Origin of the sequence: Kribbella sp. NPDC003557 (assembly GCF_040610805.1) — a bacterium.
Classification (GTDB): Bacteria; Actinomycetota; Actinomycetes; order Propionibacteriales; family Kribbellaceae; genus Kribbella.
This window is the reverse complement of sequence record NZ_JBEXMY010000003.1, coordinates 811629-830053: the sequence shown is the minus strand read 5'-3', so window position 1 is coordinate 830053 and position 18425 is coordinate 811629. Positions and strand designations below refer to the sequence as shown.

Sequence of the window (18425 nt, the reverse complement as noted above, 5' to 3'; positions counted from 1 at the left end):
ACCCATGCAGGTCTTCGTCACCGGCGGCACCGGGCTGATCGGCTCGGCCGTCGTCCGCGAGTTGCTCGACAACGGTCACATCGTCCTCGGTCTCGCGCGGTCCGACGCGTCCGAAACCGCGCTCCGGGCTGCCGGCGCGGAAACGGTCCGTGGCGGACTCGCGGATCTGGATGTCCTGCGGGCCGGTGCCTCCAAGTCCGACGGCGTGATTCATCTTGCCTTTAGCAACGACTTCGGCAGCCCGGAAGCACTCGCGGCGGGCATCGCCGAGGAGAGTGCCGCGCTCGCGGCCATGGGGGAGGAGCTGGTGGGCAGCGATCGTCCGCTCGTGACCGTGTCGGGTACGCCGTGGATTCCGGGCCGCGCTTCGACCGAGGCTGATCCGCTGCCGACCGAAGGGCCGGTCGGCGGCCGGGGCCGCTCCGTCATGGCGGCCCTCGCGCTGGCCGAGCGTGGTGTGCGAAGCGCCGCCGTACGCATGCCGCGCACTGTCCACAACCAGGGTGACGGCGGGTTTGCCGGCTTGCTGACGCAGATCGCGCGACAGACCGGTGTCTCCGGATATCCCGGTGACGGCACGCAGCGCTGGCCAGCCGTCCATGCGCTCGACGCCGCCGTGCTCTTCCGGCTGGTGCTCGAGAATGCGCCGGCCGGGACCGCATGGCAGGCGGTCGACGACGAGGGCGACGCCGTACGCGACATCGCAACCGTCATCGGTCGCCGGCTGGGTCTCCCGGTCCAGCCGGTTCCCGAGGAGACGTTCGGCCCGCTCGGCCCGATCTTCGCCGCCGACCAGCCGGCGTCCAGCGCTCACACCCGGCAGGCGCTCGACTGGCAGCCTCGGCACCCGAGCCTGCTGAAGGACCTGGAGAACATCCAGCCGGGATAGGAAACGCGGAAGCTAATCTTGACTCATTCCAGAAAACGCGGAAGACTGCGGGACGTGCCGACAGTGGATGAGCTCCAGGGGCTGTTGCGCGGAGCGTCGTTGCGTGTGACCCGGCCGCGGCTGGCTGTGCTGGCCGCGGTGTACGGGCATCCGCATGCGGACACCGACTCGATTATCGGTGCCGTGCGCAACGAACTGCCCCAGGCGTCGCACCAGGCGGTGTACGACTCGCTGCACACGTTGACGGCGGCGGGACTGGTGCGGCGGATCCAGCCGTTGGGGTCGGTGGCGCGGTACGAGTCGCGGGTGGGTGACAACCATCACCACGCCGTCTGCCGGTCGTGCGGCGCCATCGCCGATGTCGATTGTGCGGTCGGGCACGCGCCCTGCCTGACCGCGTCGGACGACCACGGGTTCGTCATCGACGAGGCCGAGGTCATCTATTGGGGCCTGTGCGCGGACTGCGCACGACGTACCTGACTTCCTTTGAAAACGTCCAGTCCTGGAAGGAATCCGATGTCCGAGAACCATGAGCCCCTGCCCGGCGAGGCCTCCGCGGAGAGCCGCGGCGCCGAGACCGGCGGCTGCCCGGTGAACCACGGTCAGGGCGTGCACCCGACCAGCGGGAACGCCAACCGCGGATGGTGGCCGAACCAGCTGAACCTCAAGATCCTGGCGAAGAACCAGCCGGTGTCGAACCCGCTCGGCGGGGAGTTCGACTACGCCGCGGAGTTCGCCGCCCTGGACCTGGCCGCGGTGAAGGCGGACATCGCCGAGGTGCTGACCACGTCGCAGGACTGGTGGCCGGCCGACTTCGGGAACTACGGCCCGCTGATGATCCGGATGGCCTGGCACAGCGCCGGCACGTACCGGATCCACGACGGCCGCGGCGGCGCCGGCGCCGGTCAGCAGCGGTTCGCGCCGCTGAACAGCTGGCCGGACAACGGCAACCTGGACAAGGCCCGCCGGCTGCTGTGGCCGGTCAAGAAGAAGTACGGCCAGAAGATTTCCTGGGCCGACCTGATGATCCTCACCGGCAACGTCGCGCTGGAGACGATGGGCTTCAAGACCTTCGGGTTCGCCGGCGGCCGCGAGGACGTCTGGGAGCCGGAGACCGACGTGTACTGGGGCCCGGAGACCAGCTGGCTCGCCGACGAGCGGTACTCCGGCGACCGCGACCTCGAGCGTCCGCTCGGCGCGGTCCAGATGGGGCTCATCTACGTGAACCCCGAAGGCCCGAACGGCAACCCGGACCCGATCGCGGCGGCCCGCGACATCCGCGAGACCTTCGGCCGGATGGCGATGAACGACGAGGAGACCGTCGCGCTGATCGCCGGCGGCCACACCTTCGGCAAGACCCACGGCGCCGGCCCGGCCGAGAACGTCGGAGCCGAGCCGGAGGGCGCGCCGATCGAGGCGCAGGGCCTGGGCTGGAAGAGCACGTACAACAGCGGCAAGGGCAAGGACTCGATCACCAGCGGCCTCGAGGTCACCTGGACCACGAAGCCGACCCAGTGGTCGAACGACTTCTTCGAGATCCTGTTCGGCCACGAGTGGGAGCTCAGCAAGAGCCCGGCCGGCGCGAACCAGTGGGTCGCCAAGAACGCCGAGGCGATCATCCCGGACGCGTACGACGGCCCGAAGAAGCTGCCGACGATGCTGACCACCGACTTGTCGCTGCGGTTCGACCCGATCTACGAGCCGATCTCGCGGCGGTTCAAGGACAACCCCGACGAGTTCGCCGACGCGTTCGCGCGGGCCTGGTTCAAGCTGACCCACCGCGACATGGGCCCGGTCGTGCGGTACCTCGGCGCCGAGGTCCCGAGCGAGGTGCTGATCTGGCAGGACCCGCTCCCGGCCGTCGACCACGAGCTGATCACCGACGCCGACGTGACCGCGCTGAAGGCCGCGATCGCGGCATCCGGCCTGTCGGTGTCGCAGCTGGTCTCGACCGCGTGGGCGTCCGCGTCGACGTTCCGCGGCAGTGACAAGCGCGGCGGCGCCAACGGTGCGCGGATCCGCCTGCAGCCGCAGAGCGGGTGGGAGGTCAACAACCCCGACCAGCTCGCGCAGGTGCTGCGGACGCTCGAGGGCATCCAGCAGTCGTTCGCGAAGCCGGTCTCGCTCGCGGACGTGATCGTCCTCGCCGGCGGGGTCGGCGTGGAGATCGCCGCGAAGAACGCCGGGTACGACGTCGTCGTGCCGTTCACGCCCGGCCGGGTGGACGCCTTGGCGGAGCAGACGGACGTGGACTCGTTCGCCGCGCTCGAGCCGGTCGCGGACGGGTTCCGCAACTACTACGGCAAGGGCAACCGGCTGCCGGCCGAGTACCTGCTGCTCGACCGCGCGAACCTGCTCACCCTGAGCGCGCCGGAGCTGACCGTGCTGGTCGGCGGCCTGCGGGTCCTGGGCGCGAACTACGACGGCTCGAAGCACGGCGTCCTGACCGAGAACCCGGGCACGCTCACGAACGACTTCTTCGTGAACCTGCTCGACCTCGGCACCGAATGGCACGCCGCCGACGAGAGCCAGGAGACGTTCGAGGCCACCGTCGACGGCTCGGTCAAGTGGACCGGCACCCGCGCCGACCTGGTCTTCGGCTCGAACTCCGAACTCCGCGCCGTCGCCGAGGTCTACGCCGGCGACGACGCCAAGGAGAAGTTCGCCAACGACTTCGTCGCCGCCTGGCACAAGGTCATGGAACTCGACCGCTTCGACCTGCACCGCTGATCACACCGAACAGGCTCCCCCGCACCGGGGGAGCCTGTTCGCGTGTTCAGCGGGTGTGGCCCTGCTTGGCTTCCTTGCCGCGGATGACGGCGGCGAGGGTCTTGTCGTCGACGCCTGCGTCCTTCAGTTGCTGATAGTTCTCGTGCGGGCTGCCGGGCGGCGCCTGAAAGCCGGATCCGGTGAACTTGGCAACCAGCCCCGCGGCCTCACGGGGGTCCCGCGCGTCACCCAGCCGGGCCCGGGTCTCTTCTTCGCTGATTTCGTCGGCCATTCAGCACTCCTCGGATATTCACAGCGTGTTGACCCGAGATCTTTCCGCAGGACGGGTTCAGGTCAGTTGCCGCAGGTACGCGGCGGGGCTGACGGCTGCTCCGAGCCGCCGCCGGGGTCCACGAGGACCGGTCGGAGATCGGTGACCCGAAGGGGGATCGAGCGGCTGAAGTCGAGGGGGATGTCGCCTTGCATGCCGCCGCCGGTCCAGTGGACGGTCCAGTACGCCGTGGCTGTGATGTTGTAGGTGCCGGACTTCTCGCAGCGGGAGGACTTGGCGTACTTGTAGCCGCAGGTCGGTGATGGCGGCATGTCTTTCAGGGACTTGCCGGTTGCCATCTCCCGGGTGAACGGGGTGCCGGCGCCTTTGCAGGTCACGGTCTTGCCGGCAGCCATAGACCATTCGATCCGGTCGACGGTGCCGGTCGCGGTGATGGAAACGCCGCCGAGCGCGGCAGTCTTGGTCTGCGGCCCGGTCGTCGTCGGCCCGGGATCCGTGACCCACATCCAGATCGGCACATTCACGATGCCGACATGATTCGCACTCTGCACATACGGCGAGACACCCAACTGCGGCGCCACGAAGCCCATCGTCTCCACCACCTGCCGAGCCGCGACGCGCGGATCAATCGTCCGCGTCTCACCTGGCGGCCGGTTCACAGACTCAGGCACGACCTGGATGACCGGCCACCCGTCGTCGACTGCAAGAATCAACCAGCATTCGTAGAACTTTGTACCCGGCGGATAATCGCTGACCTTGCTCGGGGAGACCAAAGACTGGGGCCCGGTGAGCGGATGCAGATAGCACCCTGATGCTGCGTCGAAGAAACCGCCAGCGTCCAGGCACGGCACAACCTGCCCTTCCCAGACGCAAGCAGACTCACCGGTCTTCTTGGCTCCGGGGGTCGTCTTGACGGAGGTGGTCGGCGGATGGCCGTCATCGCCCACTGAGTAGACGCATTGTCCAGCGCTCCAGCCGACGACGCAGCCGGGTGAGCCGGGTGTCGGGTCAGCGAACGCAACGGATGATCCGATGACGGACAGGATCGCGACGACGCCGAGGAGTTTGCGTATCAGCATGTCGCAGGCTTCCTGCTCTGCGCGAAGTCAGCCTTCCACGTGCCTTGGACGTGGCGCATGCGCATCTCGTCAACGGTTTGGTTCGGTGTTCCGGGAAGTCTGACACTTTTGCCTTTGGAGTCCACCGCGCCGGCCTTGGAGGAGTCGACGCACGCGCTGAGGATCAGGTTGTCGATCTGACCACTGGCATTCGGTTTGCCGATGCTCAGCGGTTTGATCCACATGACCTGCAGGCTTCCGACGGAATGCCATTTGTACCCTCGGAACCTCTCTGCCTCGACGAGTTCGGCCTTCAGCATCACGCCGCTCGCGTACCTACTCAGTGCTGTCACGTTGCGGCCGCCGCTCCTGTACATCGCGTCCGTCGCGGCCACGAAACCTCGGTACGCGACCGAAGCTGCGGCCACGGCTGCTTCCTCAGGGGTGTCGCTGGGAGTCGGGGAAGGAGTGGGAGACGAGGTGGGGGATGAGGTAGGCGACGGCGGGGCAGTGTTCGGTTGGCCGGCTTCTGGAGAGCCTTGGCAGGCGGTCAGCGCCAGGAGGGCGCTGAGCGCTGCGGCGGTGGGTCCGAGGGCCGGATGGCGGGGCATGAAGGCTCCGTTCTGGATGCTGGTGGTGTAAGCGTCGCATACGGAGGGTGTTCGCCGGGCCGGATATCCACAGAGCTGCAGGTTCCTGCAAGCAGCGTCGGCGGCGACCGTCGTTGCGGGTTACCAGTTGGTGAAGGAGCCGTCGGGGCGGTGGAGGGTGGGGAGGGGGTGGGGTGGGGTGGAGTGGGCTCTGGCCAGGTCTCGGTCGAGGTCGATGCCTAGGCCGGGGGTGGTGGAGGGGAGGACTCGGCCGGGGGTGATGGTGGGGCGGTGGGTGAAGAAGCGGGACAGGGCGGGGTCGGGGTCTGATTGGTGTTCTTGGATGGCGGTTGTGGGGGTGGTGAGGTTGAGGTGCAGGGACGATGCCGCGGTGACGGGGCCCAGGGGGTTGTGGGTGGCTAGTTTGATGTGGTGGGTTTCGCAGACGGCGGCGATCTTGCGGGCCTCGGTCAGGCCGGCGGCGATGGCGATGTCGACGCGGGCGTAGTCGATCAGCTCGTTCTCGATCAGGGGTGCGAACTCCCACTTGGAGGCGAACTGTTCGCCGGCCGCCAGTGGTACGCCGGTCCTCGCGCGCAGCATCCGGTACGAGTCGGGGTGCTCGGCGCGTAACGCGTCCTCGACGAAGTACGGACGGGCGGATTCGATCTCGCGGCACAGCGTGACCGCCTCGGGCGGGTCGAGCCGGGTGTGGACGTCGAGGATCAGTTCCACGGAGTCGCCGACGACCTCGCGGACCTCGTGGAAGAGTGCGATGCCCTCCCGCAACGTCCGGCGTTCGTCGAGGACGTCGCCGTCGTGCGGTACCGAGAATCGTAGGTGGGTCCAACCGTCGGCCACCAGCGTCCGGCACCGGTCGAGGAAGCGCGGCCGGTCCGCCATCCCGTCGCCCAGGTGGACGTAGCACGGCACGTAGTCGCGCACCTGCCCGCCGAGCAGCTCGTGCACGGGCACGCCGTACGCCTTGCCGCGGATGTCCCACAGTGCGACGTCGATGGCCGCGATCGCGGACGCGATCACCCGGTCGGCGGGGTAGAACCCGGACCGGAACATCAGCTGCCACAGGTGCTCGGTCCGCAGCGGGTCCTCGCCCAGGATCAGTGCACCCAGGTGGTCGAGCGCGCCGGCCACGGCCAGTTGCCGGGAGCGGAGGCCGACCTCGCCGATGCCGTGGATGCCCTCGTCGGTGTCGACCACGACGAGCATCATCGCGTCGTCCCGGTCGGGGAGCGTGAGTACTTCCCAGCCCGTGATCTTCATCTGCCCTCATGATCTGTTTCAGGAACGTTGTCATCAGAAGTTAGCTGGTCAAACAGGTGCTGTCGAGATCCGGCTGAAACGAACTGTTGACACGTTCGGGATCGATTGCAAACATGTTTCAACGCTGAGCCCCGAAACGCCTCGGCCGAGAGCAAGGAGATCCGCAGATGGCCGCCACGGTCAGGGAAGTCGCGCAACTGGCGGGTGTGTCCCCGTCGACGGTGTCCCGGGTCTTCACCGCGCCGGACCAGGTGCAGGAGGCGACCCGGCAGCGGGTCACCGACGCCGCGCGGCAGCTCGGCTACCGGCCCGATCCCGCGGCCCGGACGCTGCGCAGCGGCCGCACCGAGTCGCTCGGTCTGGTCGTCCCGGACATCGCGAACCCGTTCTTCCCGCCGATCGTGAAGGCGATGCAGGCCAGGGCCCGCAATCACGGCTACACGCTGCTGGTCGCCGACTGCGACGAGCGCGAGGCGGACGAACTCGAGACCATCGACGCGATCGTGAAGAAGGTCGACGGACTGGTGCTCTGGGCATCGACCTTGTCCGACGGCCGGCTGCAGGAGCTGGCGAAGGAGATCCCGCTCGTCCTGGTGAACCGCCAGGTCAAGGGCATCCCGGAGCTGCACATCTCGCTGACGCCCGGGATCAGTCAGGCCGCCGAGCACCTGCGCGCGCTCGGTCACACCAGCTGCGTCTTCGTGAACTGCTCGCGCCCGGAGCACCTGCGGGGCAAGTCGATAAGAGAAACCTTCGACGCCCAGGGGCTGTCGGTCGTCGAGCTCGGGCCGTACGAGCCGCGCTTCGAGACCGGTCTGCACGCCGCGACCCTGGCCGTCGCGAACGGCGCCACCGCGATCCTCGCGCACAACGACCTGGTCGCGATCGGCATCCTGCACCAGCTCGCCCACTCCGGGGTGGACGTGCCCGGTCAGGTCAGCGTGATCGGTATCGACGACACGCTGCTGGCCGCGATGTCGATCCCGGCCCTCACCACCATCCGGATCTCGCCGCAGACCGTGGCCACCCACGCCACCGACCTGATCGTCGAGACCATCAACGGCGCGGAGCCGCAGTCCGTCGAGGTCGGCTCGCGGCTGATTCCCCGCGCCTCCACAGGTCCCGCGCCACACCGCGCCTGACCCGAGCAGGTCCCACCACAGTACGGCGCGCCGCCCCGCCGTACCGATCCCTCCTGGAGACATTCAATGGCTACACCCATGCGTGTTCGTGCTGCCCTGGTGGCGGCCGCGACCGGGCTGGCACTGACCGGCTGCGCGGGACTTACGCCCGCGAAGGACGACACCAAGAGCAGCGACGTCGTACTGCGGGTCCAGGGCATGCCGGCACCGACAGACAGCGCCGCGCTCGCCCAGTTCAACCGGCTGGTGCAGGACTTCCAAGCGAAGAACCCCGGCATCACGATCGAAGGCAGCGAGAACCGCTGGGATCCGCTGACGTTCTCGGCGAAGCTGGCCGGTAAGACGATCGAAGACGTCATCCAGGTTCCACTGACCGAGCCGCAGGGCCTGATCGCCCGCAAGCACGTCCAGCCGATCACGGACCAGTTGAAGCAGTGGGCCCACCATCAGGAGTTCAACCCGCAGGTCCTGCAGCCGCTGAGTGACGGGGCCAAGCAGGTGTACGGCATCCCGCAGGCGCCGTTCGCTCAGGGCCTGGTCTACAACCGGAAGCTGTTCACGCAGGCCGGTCTGGACCCGGACAAGCCGCCGGCGACCTGGGACGAGGTTCGTGCGGCCGCGAAGCAGATCAGTGCGAAGACAGGCAAGGCGGGCTTCGTTCACGAGTCCAAGGGCAACACCGGCGGCTGGCAGCTGACCATGCTGACCTACACCCACGGCGGCTCGATGGAAACCGAGCAGGACGGCAAGGTGGTTGCTGCGGTCAACGACCCGGCGACGAAGCAGTCGCTCGAGCTGCTCAAGGCGATGCGCTGGACCGACAACTCGATGGGCCAGAACCAGCTGATGGACCAGGACGACGTGGTCAAGCAGTTCGCGGCCGGTCAGGTCGGCATGTTCATGGGGACGCCGGGCACCTACAAGCTGGCCAAGACCAAGTTCGGCATGAGGAACACCACCGACTACGGCGTCACGTCGCTGCCGCAGGCCGGTGGCAACGCGACGCTCGGTGGCGCGGAGGTCTTCATGGTCCCGGCGTCGGTGCCGAAGGAGAAGGTCGACGCGGCCGTGAAGTGGCTGCTGTTCGCCCAGGCCGAGGCGCAGTACGAGCCGGCGGTCGCGGCCGAGCGCGCGAAGGAGCTGGCCAAGGACCCGAAGGCCGCGGTCGGCGTGCCGACGCTGCCGATGTTCAGCACCGCGCAGCAGCAGAAGATCGACGCGGCGATCAAGCCGTACGTGAACGTGGAGCTGGAGCACTTCCAGCCCTGGCTGGACGGTACGCCGAAGCTCACGCTGAAGCCCGAGCCGCCGGTCGCGGCGCAGAAGCTCTACACGATCCTCGACACCGTGGTGCAGTCCGTGCTCACCAAGAAGGACGCGAACGTGGACGCACTGCTGACCAAGGCACAGGCGGACGCGGACAAGATGCTCGCCGCGGAGCAGAAGTGACAACACTGCTGGAGCGTCCGGAGGCCGCCACCGAAGCCAAGCCGGTGGTGGCGTCCTCCCGGCGCCGGGCAGGTCTGCGACGGGAGCTCCTCGGCCTGCTCTTCCTGGCGCCCGCCCTGCTGGTCTTCGGACTGTTCTCCTGGTGGCCGATCGTGCGCGGTCTGCTGATCTCGTTCCAGGACACCAATCTCGTCGACCCGGCGGTGTGGGTCGGCCTGCAGAACTTCCAAGCCGTGCTGACCGACCCGCTGGTCGGCAAGGCGATGACGAACACCCTGCTCTTCGTCGGCCTCGGCCTGGTGATCGGCTTCCCGGCACCGATCGTGCTGGCCGCGGTGATGTCGACGGTACGGCGGTTCGCCGGCGTGTACCGCGTCGTCGTCTACCTGCCCGTCGTCGTACCGCCGGTGGTCGCGATCCTGCTCTGGAAGTGGTTCTACGACCCGGGCAGCGGCCTGTTCAACCAGCTGCTCGGCCTGATCGGGCTCGGCCCGTACCCGTGGCTGCAGTCGCCGCACACCGCGATGCTGAGCCTGGTGCTCGAGGCGACCTGGGCCGGGATGGGCGGGGCCGCTCTCATCTACCTGGCCGCGATGACCGGCGTCCCCGCGGAGCTGTACGAGGCGGCCGAGAGCGACGGCGCCGGGATCTGGCGGCGGATCTGGCACGTGCTGCTGCCGCAGCTGCGGCCGGTGATCGGGTTGCTGCTGCTGTTGCAGCTGATCGGCACGATCCAGGTCTTCACCGAGCCGTACATCTTCACGCAGGGCGGTCCGGACGACGCCACGCTGACCGTCCTGCTGCTGATCTTCCGGTACGCGTTCCAGGACGGCCGCTACGGGCAGGCCGCCGCGTTGTCCGTCCTGCTCGCGCTCGTTCTCGCTGTGCTGTCCGCGGTCTACCTCCGCCTGACCAGAAGCTGGAGCACCAAGTGAGCGAACCGATGACGACGTTCACGTCGAGCAACGACCTGCGCCGGCCGGGGACGGCGTTCGCGGTCCGGGCGGTCCAGGTGCTGACCCTGCTGGTCCTGGTGGCCATCGGGATCGGCCCGCTGTACTGGACCGTCAAAGGTGCGGTGTCGTCGCCGACCGAGATGGTCACGAACCCGCTCCGGCTGTGGCCGGCCGAGGCCGAGCTGGGCAACTTCGCCCGCGCCTTCACCGAGCTCCACGTCGGGCGCTACCTGGCCAACACCGTGACGGTGGTGATCGGTTCCTGGGCCGTGCAGCTACTGGTGGCGATGACCGCCGGGTTCGCGTTCGCGGTGATCCGCCCGCGGATCGGCCGGTACGTGTACGGCGCGATCCTCGCGACCATGTTCGTGCCGTACACCGTCTCGCTGGTCAGCCTGTTCCTGACGGTGCTGGACGTGAACCTGCTCGACACCTACTGGGCGATCTGGCTGCCTGCCGGGGCGAACGCGTTCAACGTGCTGCTGGCGACCAGGTTCTTCGAGGCGCTGCCGCAGGAGCTGTACGACGCCGCGAAGGTCGACGGCGCGAGCACCTGGCAGCTGCTCACCCGGATTGTGCTGCCGATGAGCCGGCCGGTGATCGCGGTGATCAGCCTGCTCGCGATCATGCACTCCTGGAAGGAGTTCATCTGGCCGCTGGTGGTGATCTCCGACCCGCGCCTGCAGCCGATCAGTGTCGCGCTGGCGAACCTGGTGGACTCGGCGCCGCTCGACGAGCTGATCGCGGCGATGGCGATGGCGCTCGCGCCGCCGGTGCTCGTCTTCCTCGTCCTGCAGCGCTATGTGGTCGCCGGGCTCGGCTTCACCGGGGTGAAGGGATGATCAGCCGGCGAGTCGTCCTCGGCGGCGCCGTGGCCGCGGCAGCGGCCGGGAGTGCGACCAGTCCTGCGTACGCGGCCGACGTGCAGATCACGGACACCGGAAACACGATCACGCTCGTCGCGGCCCCTGCCACTGGTGAGGTCAGGGTGCTCGACGGCGGCGGAGTCCAGCGTCTTGCGCTGACGACGTTCGAGTACGCGCACGGGTCGGGCGAGGCGAAAGTCACCCGGCGGACGACAGGGATCATGTCGGTCGAGTCGCTCACACCTCAACAGTTCAAGATCACCTACACCGCGCCGGTCGGCCAGGTCGTCGGAGTCTTCACCGTCGGCCTGCGGAAAGCGAGGATCCGCTGGGACGTGACCGGCGTGACGGACCTGCGGACCGACAGTTTCCGCGTCGCACGGATCGTGACCGGTACCGCGACCGAGCACTTCGACCCGGTCGTGCTGTGGAACCGGGACCGTGATCCGGACACCGGCGCGCTCCGCGGCGGTGTGCCGTACGAGACGACCAACGGTGTCTGCTACTCCTACACCTGGGCCGACAACCGTGCCGTCATCCGGTTTCCGCAGAGCACGGTTGCCTTTAGCAACAACGGCTACCTGCACGCGATCGGCGACGACAGCGGTTTCCTGGAGAGCACGGTCGTGCTCGGCCCGATCCGGCCGCACTCGGCCGGCGTGATCGCGCGCGACGGCGACCTCGGCATCGACCTGTGGACCACCCAGCCGTTCGGCCTCTGGAACACCGGCGGCGCCAGAACCGTGAACTTCGAGGTGGTGAACGCGGCGCTGAGCACCCGGACGGTGCGCGTCGACTGGGTCGCGCGGGACTGGAACGGCGGCTCGGCGAGCGGTACGGCGAGCGGCTCGATCGGGCCGCGCGCGGTCTGGAACGCGAACTTCTCCGTCACCCTCGGCGCCCGCGACATCCGCTTCGTCGAGGCGGTCGTGTACGAGGGCTCGACCGAGGCCGCGTTCGCCCGAACAACGCTTTCCGTGCTGTCCGCCTACACCTACGGCGACACCGAGCAGAGCATGTTCGGGATGGGAAACTTCGCGTACCTGCAGGAACCGTCGGGCGCCGACGTCCTCGGGCTGATGAAGCTCCTCGGCATGCAGTGGATCCGGACGGCGTATCGCCAGTACAACACGCTGCCGGCCTCGCCGGGCCCGACCATGGACGCGCTCGACCAGGCCGGTTTCCTGCACAACATGCAGCTCGCCGGCACGCTCCCGTGGGGCGTGGACGGCGCGGCCTGGGCCGACGACATGGTCGGCCGGGCGACGTATTCCGGCGCCCGGTACTACGAATGCGCGAACGAGCTGAACCTCACCGCGTCCGACAAGACACCGGCCCAGTACGTGAACGACGTCCTCGAACCGTTGCGAACGGCAATGACCGCCAAGGGCGCGACGTTCCAGGTGATGACCTGCGGCCTGGCCGGATACCCCGAGCAGTGGGTGCAGGACTTCGGCGCCGCGGGCGGCTGGGACCACGTCGACGTCCTGGCCTACCACCCGGGCCGCGGAAACTACACCGCCGACTACGAACCCGCCGAACCGTGGACGAACGAGACCCGCTGGAACTTCCTCGGCACCCTGAAGAAGGCAACCACGGCGAAGGGCACCAAAGAGCTCTGGCTGACGGAGGCGTACGCCGGAACGCAGCCGAACCGCTGGTGGACCGACACCTACCGGAACGCCCCGGAAAACGTTCTGCTCCAGCTCGCGCTGGCCAAGGCGTACGGCGTCCGCTGCGTGACCTGGTACACGCTGAACGACTCGATCCAGCAGCAGCCGATGGAAGCCGACCCGGACAGCGTCGAGTACCACCACGGCCTGCTGCACCGCGACCTCGGCGCGAAACCCTCGCTGCTGGCCTTCGCGACCGCCGCCCGCTGGCTGGATCGGTCCACGTTCGCCGGCTGGGCCGAGCTGGGTGACCCCGAGCTGCTCGGGCTCGTCTTCACCACCCCGACGGGCAAGGTCAACCTGCTCTGGTCCCGCAAGGACGGCTACATCCTCAACAACGACACGGGCCGGCGCCTGTCCGCCAGCCCTGCCTACTACCGCAGTCCCGAACCCTGGGAAGACCTGTGGCCGACCAAGACGAACGTCACCGTCCCGACGCCGGCCGCGACCACGTCCGTCCGTGAGCTGAACTGCCTCGGCATGGACGTCGCCACCCACCAGGCGAGCAACGCGCAGGTGACCGTCACCCTCGACGGCGCACCGCGCATCTTCATCGGTCTCGCCCTGCCGCTCAAGACCACCGGAGGAACGCCATGAAACCCACCAGGCGGACATTCGTCGCCGGATCGCTCGCCGCCGCCGGTGTGGCCGGCGGGCTGCTCCCGGCCGGCGTCGCCCGCGCCGCGACGGCGTACACGATCACCGCGGACGGCATCACCGTGTCGGCCGAGACCGACGGCACCATCGTCGTCGGCGACGGCACCGAGCGGATCCGGATCGCGCACTTCCAGGTCAAGGACACCGTGCTCGGCGGGCAGCGCACGTTCGGCGGCAAGCCGTCGCTGGTCACGCTCCCGGACGGCCGCCAGGCGATCCGCGTCGACTACGTGCTGGGCGCCGCCGCGAAGACGATCACGGTCACCGGCACCTTCGACGTCACTGCCCGGCGGCTGCACATGCGCTGGGACGCGACCAGCTCCAACCAGATGTACCTGAACTCGCAGTTCACCCGCACCGTCGTCAGTCCGGCCGCCGTGGAGTACTCGACCGCGGTCACCCGCTGGAACCGTGACGCCGGCGGCGGCGTGCCGTACGAGACCAACGACGGCATCCTCTACACCGAGACCTGGGCGGACACGAAGGCGTACTTCCGGCTGCAGTCGAGCCGCCCCGACTGGACGACCGCCTCCTGGATGCACATCGTCGGCACGTACGACGGGCTCGGCGTCCTGCGGCACGAGGCCGATCTGGTGTTCGGCAACCTCCGCGAGGTCTCCGCCAACGCGGCCGCCGTCGGGCGTCCGGTCGGCCTCGACCTGTGGACCGACCAGCCGTTCAACCTCTGGTACGAGACCGGACACGCGATGCCGGTCAACGTCCAGGTCGTGGCCGGCGGCACAGTCACCGCACCGGTGACGCTGAGCTGGTTCGCCCGTGACTTCGACGGCACGACGCTGACCAGCGGATCGACCGTGCTCACGCTGGCGCCCGGTCAGAGTGCCGACCACAGGATCGTCGTACCGGCGCTGGAGCAGCAGGGCGTCGCCTTCCTGGAGGTGCAGGCGGGCGAGGCGTTCGCGCGGACGACGCTCGCGGTGCTGCCGTCGTACGCGTACCAGGGCGGCGGCATGTTCGGCATCGCGAACTACCCCTGGCTGCTCAAGCCCAGCAAGGCGGATGTCGCCACGCTGCTGCAGAAGATCGGCGTCGCGTCGGTCCGGATCGCCTACAACGGTGCGCCCGGCATCCCGCCGGCCGAGCTCGAGGCGCTCGGGATCACGCCGAACATCCAGCACGGCGACGTGGTGTTCGACGCGACCCCGGAGCAGGCGAAGACGTGGGCGGCCGAACTGGTCGACGTGGTCGTGGACGCCCGCGCCCGGTACTTCGAGGTCGACAACGAGCGTAACCAGCCGTGGATGTCCGGCCTGTACGCCGACAAGTACATCCGTGACGGCCTGCGTCCCGTGGTCGAGCGGCTCGCCGAGGTCGGGTCCGACGTGAAGGTGATGAACAACGGTCTCGGCGGCATGGACGTCAACTGGGTCGACAGCTTCCACGCGCACGGCGGCTGGGACCTGATCGACGCGTTCGCCTTCCACCCGGGCCGCGGCAACTTCACGCCGGACTACGCGCCGACGCCGGACGAGTGGGTCACCGGGTCCAACGGCAGCTACTGGAACTTCCTCGGCGGCGTCCGCGAGGCCAAGCGGCGGATCCGCGAGTACGGCGGCGACAAGGAACTGTGGCTGACCGAGGCGTACGCGTGCACCCGGCCCAACCAGTGGTGGAACGACACGATGCGCCAGGCGGCCGAGAACGTGCTGCTCACGATGGCGCTGGCGAAGGCCGAGGGTGTCGACGGCGTGAACTGGTACCAGCTGTACGACAGCACGATCCACCATCCGCAGGAGGCCGATCCGGCGAACCCGGAGTACCACTTCGGGCTGATGAACCGGGACCTGTCGGCGAAGCCGTCGCTGCTGGCGTTCGCGACCGGGACCAGGGTGCTCGAGGAAGCGGAGTTCGTGCGCTGGCTGGGCCTCTCGAAGATCGAGCGGCACCTGCAGGGGCTGCTGTTCACGACGCCCGACGGGCCGCTGACGATGCTGTGGAGCCGCAAGGACGGCTACCTGCTGAACGCCGATCACACCGAAGGACAGGCGTACTACCCGCACCCGGAGGTGTGGCAGGACGACTGGCCGACGAAGACCCACGTCACCGTCCTCGGCGGCGAGCTGGTCGAGATCGACTGCATCGGCCGCCGCCGGACGCTCACCGGATCCCGGATCAAGCTCACCCTCGATGGTGCGCCGAGGCTGTACCGCGGGCTGTCGGCGCGACCCGAACAGCAGCTCCGGCTCGGGTGAGCGTGAGCGTGAGCCCGAACCCGAGCCCGAACCGGGTTCTCGTCACCGGAGCCGCCGGCCGGATCGGGCGGGCCGTGGTTGACGCCCTGCACGCACGCCGTGTCGCGGTCACCGCCCTCGTCCTCCCGGGGACGCCGTGCCCGGCGGATCGGGTGGTCGAGGGGTCCGTGTGCGACGCGGCCACGGTGCGGGCCGCGCTGGCGGAGGTGGACGGTGTCGTCCACCTCGCCGCGCGGCCGGCGCCGCACCGCGGGACGCCGTACGAGGTGTTCGGGGAGAACACGCTCGGCACCTTCACGGTGCTGGAGGAGGCCGGGCGCGCCGGGGTGCGGAACGCCGTGGTCGCGAGCAGCCTGGCCGCGAACGGGCTGCCGTTCGCGGCCGAGCCGCTCAGCCCGGCGTACGTCCCGCTCGACGCGTCGGTGCCGAGCCGGGCCGAGGACCCGTACGCGTTGTCGAAGCTCGCCGACGAGCAGACCGCCGCGATGATGTCGCGGCGGCACGGCATGACCGTGGTCGCGCTGCGGTACCCGTTCGTCGGCGGGTTCGCCGAACGGCTCGACGAGCACGCCCGCAAGGTCGCCGCCGACCCGGCACTCGGCGCCGCCGACCTGTGGTCGTACCTGGAGACCAGGGACGCCGCCCGGGCCGCGGTACTGGCCCTGCGGGTCGAGGGCGGCTCGCACGTCTTCCACGTCGCGGCCCCGCACACGCTCGCGCCGTACCCGACCCTGGACCTGCTTCGCCGGTTCCACCCCACCACCGAGATCCGGGCGGACCTGCCCGGTCGCACCACCCCGCTCGACCTCGGCCCGGCACGGAAGCTGCTCGGGTTCACCGCCGAACACGTGGTGTGACAGCGCTAGGCTGGTCCCGTTCGGACACGGGCGGAAGGGGTCTGACATGCGGTTTCACCATGATCGGGAGCCGGCGGGAGACCTCACTTTCAGTGACGTGTTCCTGGTGCCCAATCGGTCCGGCGTGGCCTCGCGGCTGGATGTCGATCTGTCCACCAGCGACGGGACCGGAGCGTCGATTCCGGTGGTCGCGGCGAACATGACCGCGGTGTCGGGGCGGCGGATGGCCGAGACGATCGCGCGCTGCGGCGGCCTGGCGGTCATCCCGCAGGACATCCCGGTGGACGTGGTGTCCGAGGTCGTGTCCTGGATCAAGCAGCGGGACCCGGTCCACGACACCGCGCTGACGCTGCCGCCGACCGGCACCGTCGGCGAGGCGCTGAACCTGCTGCCCAAGCGCAACCACGGCGCGGTCATCGTGGTGGACCGGGGCCGCCCGGTCGGCGTCGTGACCGAGGCCGACTGCTCCGGGGCCGACCGGTTCACGCAGCTCGACGCGGTCATGTCGCGCGAGCTGCTCACGGTGCCCCAGGGGATCGATCCCGAGGCCGCGTTCGAGCTGCTGCACGACGGCCGCCACCGGCTCGCGCCCGTGGTCGACGCCGACAACCGGATCGTCGGGATCCTCACCCGGCAGCGCGCGCTCCGCGCCACCCTGTACGACCCGGCGCTCGACGGCAACGGCAAGCTCCGGGTGGCCGCCGCGATCGGGATCAACGGCGACGCGGAGCAGAAGGCGAAGGCGCTGCTCGAGGTCGGCATCGACGTACTGGTCGTCGACACCGCGCACGGTCACCAGGAGCGGATGCTCGAGGTGGTCGAACGGGTCCGCGCCCTCGGCCCGACGGTGCCGATCGTGGCCGGCAACGTCGTCACGGCGGAAGGTGTCACCGACCTGGTGAACGCCGGGGCGGACATCGTGAAGGTCGGCGTCGGCCCCGGTGCGATGTGCACGACGCGGATGCAGACCGCGGTCGGGCGTCCGCAGTTCTCAGCGGTACTGGAATGTGCGACCCGCGCGCGGGAGCTCGGCAAGCACGTCTGGGCGGACGGCGGCGTACGGCATCCGCGCGACGTCGCCCTGGCGCTGGCCGCGGGCGCGTCGAGCGTGATGATCGGGTCCTGGTTCGCCGGGACGTACGAGTCGCCCGGCGACCCGCACCGCGACAGCCAGGGCCGGATCTACAAGGAGAGCTTCGGGATGGCGTCCGCCCGCGCCGTCCGGTCCCGGACCGCCGAGGACTCCGCGTTCCAGCGGGCCCGCAAGGCCATCTTCGAGGAGGGCATCTCGACCGCCCGGATGTACCTGGACCCGGAGCACCCGAGCGTCGAGGACCTGCTGGACTCGATCGTGTCCGGCATTCGCAGCTCGTGCACCTACGTCGGCGCCGCCACCCTGCCCGAGTTCCACGAACGCGCGGTGGTCGGCCTGCAGACGGCCGCCGGGTACGCCGAGGGCAAGCCGCTCGACACCAGCTGGCTGTAATCGTAGACAACGCTCTCATTCCCAGGATGAGAACGCGGGTCCGCCAGGTTCATGCCGCGGGCGATGGTCACGGTCGGCGATCGGTGGCACCTTGTAGTCAACAGGGGGAGGAAGGGCACCGGACCATCCGTCGGGGGGTCGGGGATCTCGCTGGGGGCAGCGGGTCCGATCGACGCGGGGGCTCACACAGTTACCGGTGTCCTGCTCGTGGTCGCGGGTGGTGGTACAGGGTTCGACCGAGGCTTGGGAGGGCGACTCGGGGATCCGCATCCACCGCCCGCGACTGCTGTCCGCGTGGAACGGCCCT

15 protein-coding genes are annotated in these 18425 nt (G+C 69.1%); 11 read left to right on the top strand and 4 right to left on the bottom strand.

The window, feature by feature from the left end; translation table 11 throughout:
• Nucleotides 1-4 precede the first annotated feature (4 nt).
• The 3 genes from ABZW60_RS15890 to katG are packed head-to-tail and all read left to right on the top strand — an operon-like array spanning nt 5 to nt 3619.
• On the top strand, nt 5-889 hold the full coding sequence (locus ABZW60_RS15890) for an SDR family oxidoreductase (protein ID WP_355477323.1): 885 nt from the start codon (nt 5-7) through the stop codon (nt 887-889).
• Between the two features lie 54 nt (nt 890-943).
• A complete protein-coding gene (locus ABZW60_RS15885) occupies nt 944-1369 on the top strand; it encodes a Fur family transcriptional regulator (RefSeq protein WP_355477321.1) in 426 nt (141 codons plus the stop codon).
• 36 nt (nt 1370-1405) lie between these two features.
• The gene (gene katG, locus ABZW60_RS15880; RefSeq protein ID WP_355477319.1) at nt 1406-3619 is read left to right on the top strand and encodes a catalase/peroxidase HPI; all 2214 of its coding nucleotides are present in this window, start codon (nt 1406-1408) and stop codon (nt 3617-3619) included.
• A 46-nt stretch (nt 3620-3665) separates the two neighbouring features.
• Here katG and ABZW60_RS15875 read toward each other — a convergent pair whose 3' ends face one another.
• The 4 genes from ABZW60_RS15875 to ABZW60_RS15860 all read right to left on the bottom strand — a co-directional run bounded on the left by ABZW60_RS15875 (nt 3666) and on the right by ABZW60_RS15860 (nt 6819).
• Complete coding sequence (locus tag ABZW60_RS15875; protein WP_355477317.1) at nt 3666-3890, bottom strand: hypothetical protein; 225 nt, start codon at nt 3888-3890, stop codon at nt 3666-3668.
• Between the two features lie 62 nt (nt 3891-3952).
• Complete coding sequence (locus ABZW60_RS15870) at nt 3953-4969, bottom strand: hypothetical protein (protein ID WP_355477316.1); 1017 nt, start codon at nt 4967-4969, stop codon at nt 3953-3955.
• On the bottom strand, nt 4963-5376 hold the full coding sequence (locus ABZW60_RS15865; protein WP_355477314.1) for a hypothetical protein: 414 nt from the start codon (nt 5374-5376) through the stop codon (nt 4963-4965). Before ABZW60_RS15865 ends, ABZW60_RS15870 begins: the two co-directional genes overlap by 7 nt.
• Nucleotides 5377-5679: 303 nt before the next feature.
• A complete protein-coding gene (locus tag ABZW60_RS15860; protein ID WP_355477312.1) occupies nt 5680-6819 on the bottom strand; it encodes a mandelate racemase/muconate lactonizing enzyme family protein in 1140 nt (379 codons plus the stop codon).
• Nucleotides 6820-6986: 167 nt separating this feature from the next.
• On the opposite strand from ABZW60_RS15860, the gene ABZW60_RS15855 reads away from it, so the two are divergent.
• From ABZW60_RS15855 to ABZW60_RS15820, 8 genes are all read left to right on the top strand, one after another.
• Nucleotides 6987-7961, top strand: coding sequence for a LacI family DNA-binding transcriptional regulator (locus tag ABZW60_RS15855; protein ID WP_355477310.1), 975 nt, complete (start codon nt 6987-6989; stop codon nt 7959-7961).
• Nucleotides 7962-8039: 78 nt separating this feature from the next.
• Nucleotides 8040-9410: an extracellular solute-binding protein gene (locus tag ABZW60_RS15850; RefSeq protein WP_355477309.1), complete on the top strand. Its 1371-nt coding sequence runs from the start codon at nt 8040-8042 to the stop codon at nt 9408-9410.
• On the top strand, nt 9407-10345 hold the full coding sequence (locus tag ABZW60_RS15845; protein ID WP_355477307.1) for a sugar ABC transporter permease: 939 nt from the start codon (nt 9407-9409) through the stop codon (nt 10343-10345). The genes ABZW60_RS15850 and ABZW60_RS15845 overlap by 4 nt, the downstream gene beginning before the upstream one ends.
• Complete coding sequence (locus tag ABZW60_RS15840) at nt 10342-11208, top strand: carbohydrate ABC transporter permease (protein ID WP_355477305.1); 867 nt, start codon at nt 10342-10344, stop codon at nt 11206-11208. Before ABZW60_RS15845 ends, ABZW60_RS15840 begins: the two co-directional genes overlap by 4 nt.
• Nucleotides 11205-13502 (top strand): hypothetical protein, encoded by a 2298-nt coding sequence (locus tag ABZW60_RS15835; protein ID WP_355477304.1) that lies wholly within the window; start codon nt 11205-11207, stop codon nt 13500-13502. The genes ABZW60_RS15840 and ABZW60_RS15835 overlap by 4 nt, the downstream gene beginning before the upstream one ends.
• Nucleotides 13499-15775: a hypothetical protein gene (locus ABZW60_RS15830; protein WP_355477302.1), complete on the top strand. Its 2277-nt coding sequence runs from the start codon at nt 13499-13501 to the stop codon at nt 15773-15775. Before ABZW60_RS15835 ends, ABZW60_RS15830 begins: the two co-directional genes overlap by 4 nt.
• An 8-nt stretch (nt 15776-15783) precedes the next feature.
• Complete coding sequence (locus ABZW60_RS15825) at nt 15784-16632, top strand: NAD(P)-dependent oxidoreductase (RefSeq protein WP_355477300.1); 849 nt, start codon at nt 15784-15786, stop codon at nt 16630-16632.
• A 46-nt stretch (nt 16633-16678) separates the two neighbouring features.
• Nucleotides 16679-18118: a GuaB1 family IMP dehydrogenase-related protein gene (locus ABZW60_RS15820; protein WP_355477298.1), complete on the top strand. Its 1440-nt coding sequence runs from the start codon at nt 16679-16681 to the stop codon at nt 18116-18118.
• Nucleotides 18119-18425 lie beyond the last annotated feature (307 nt).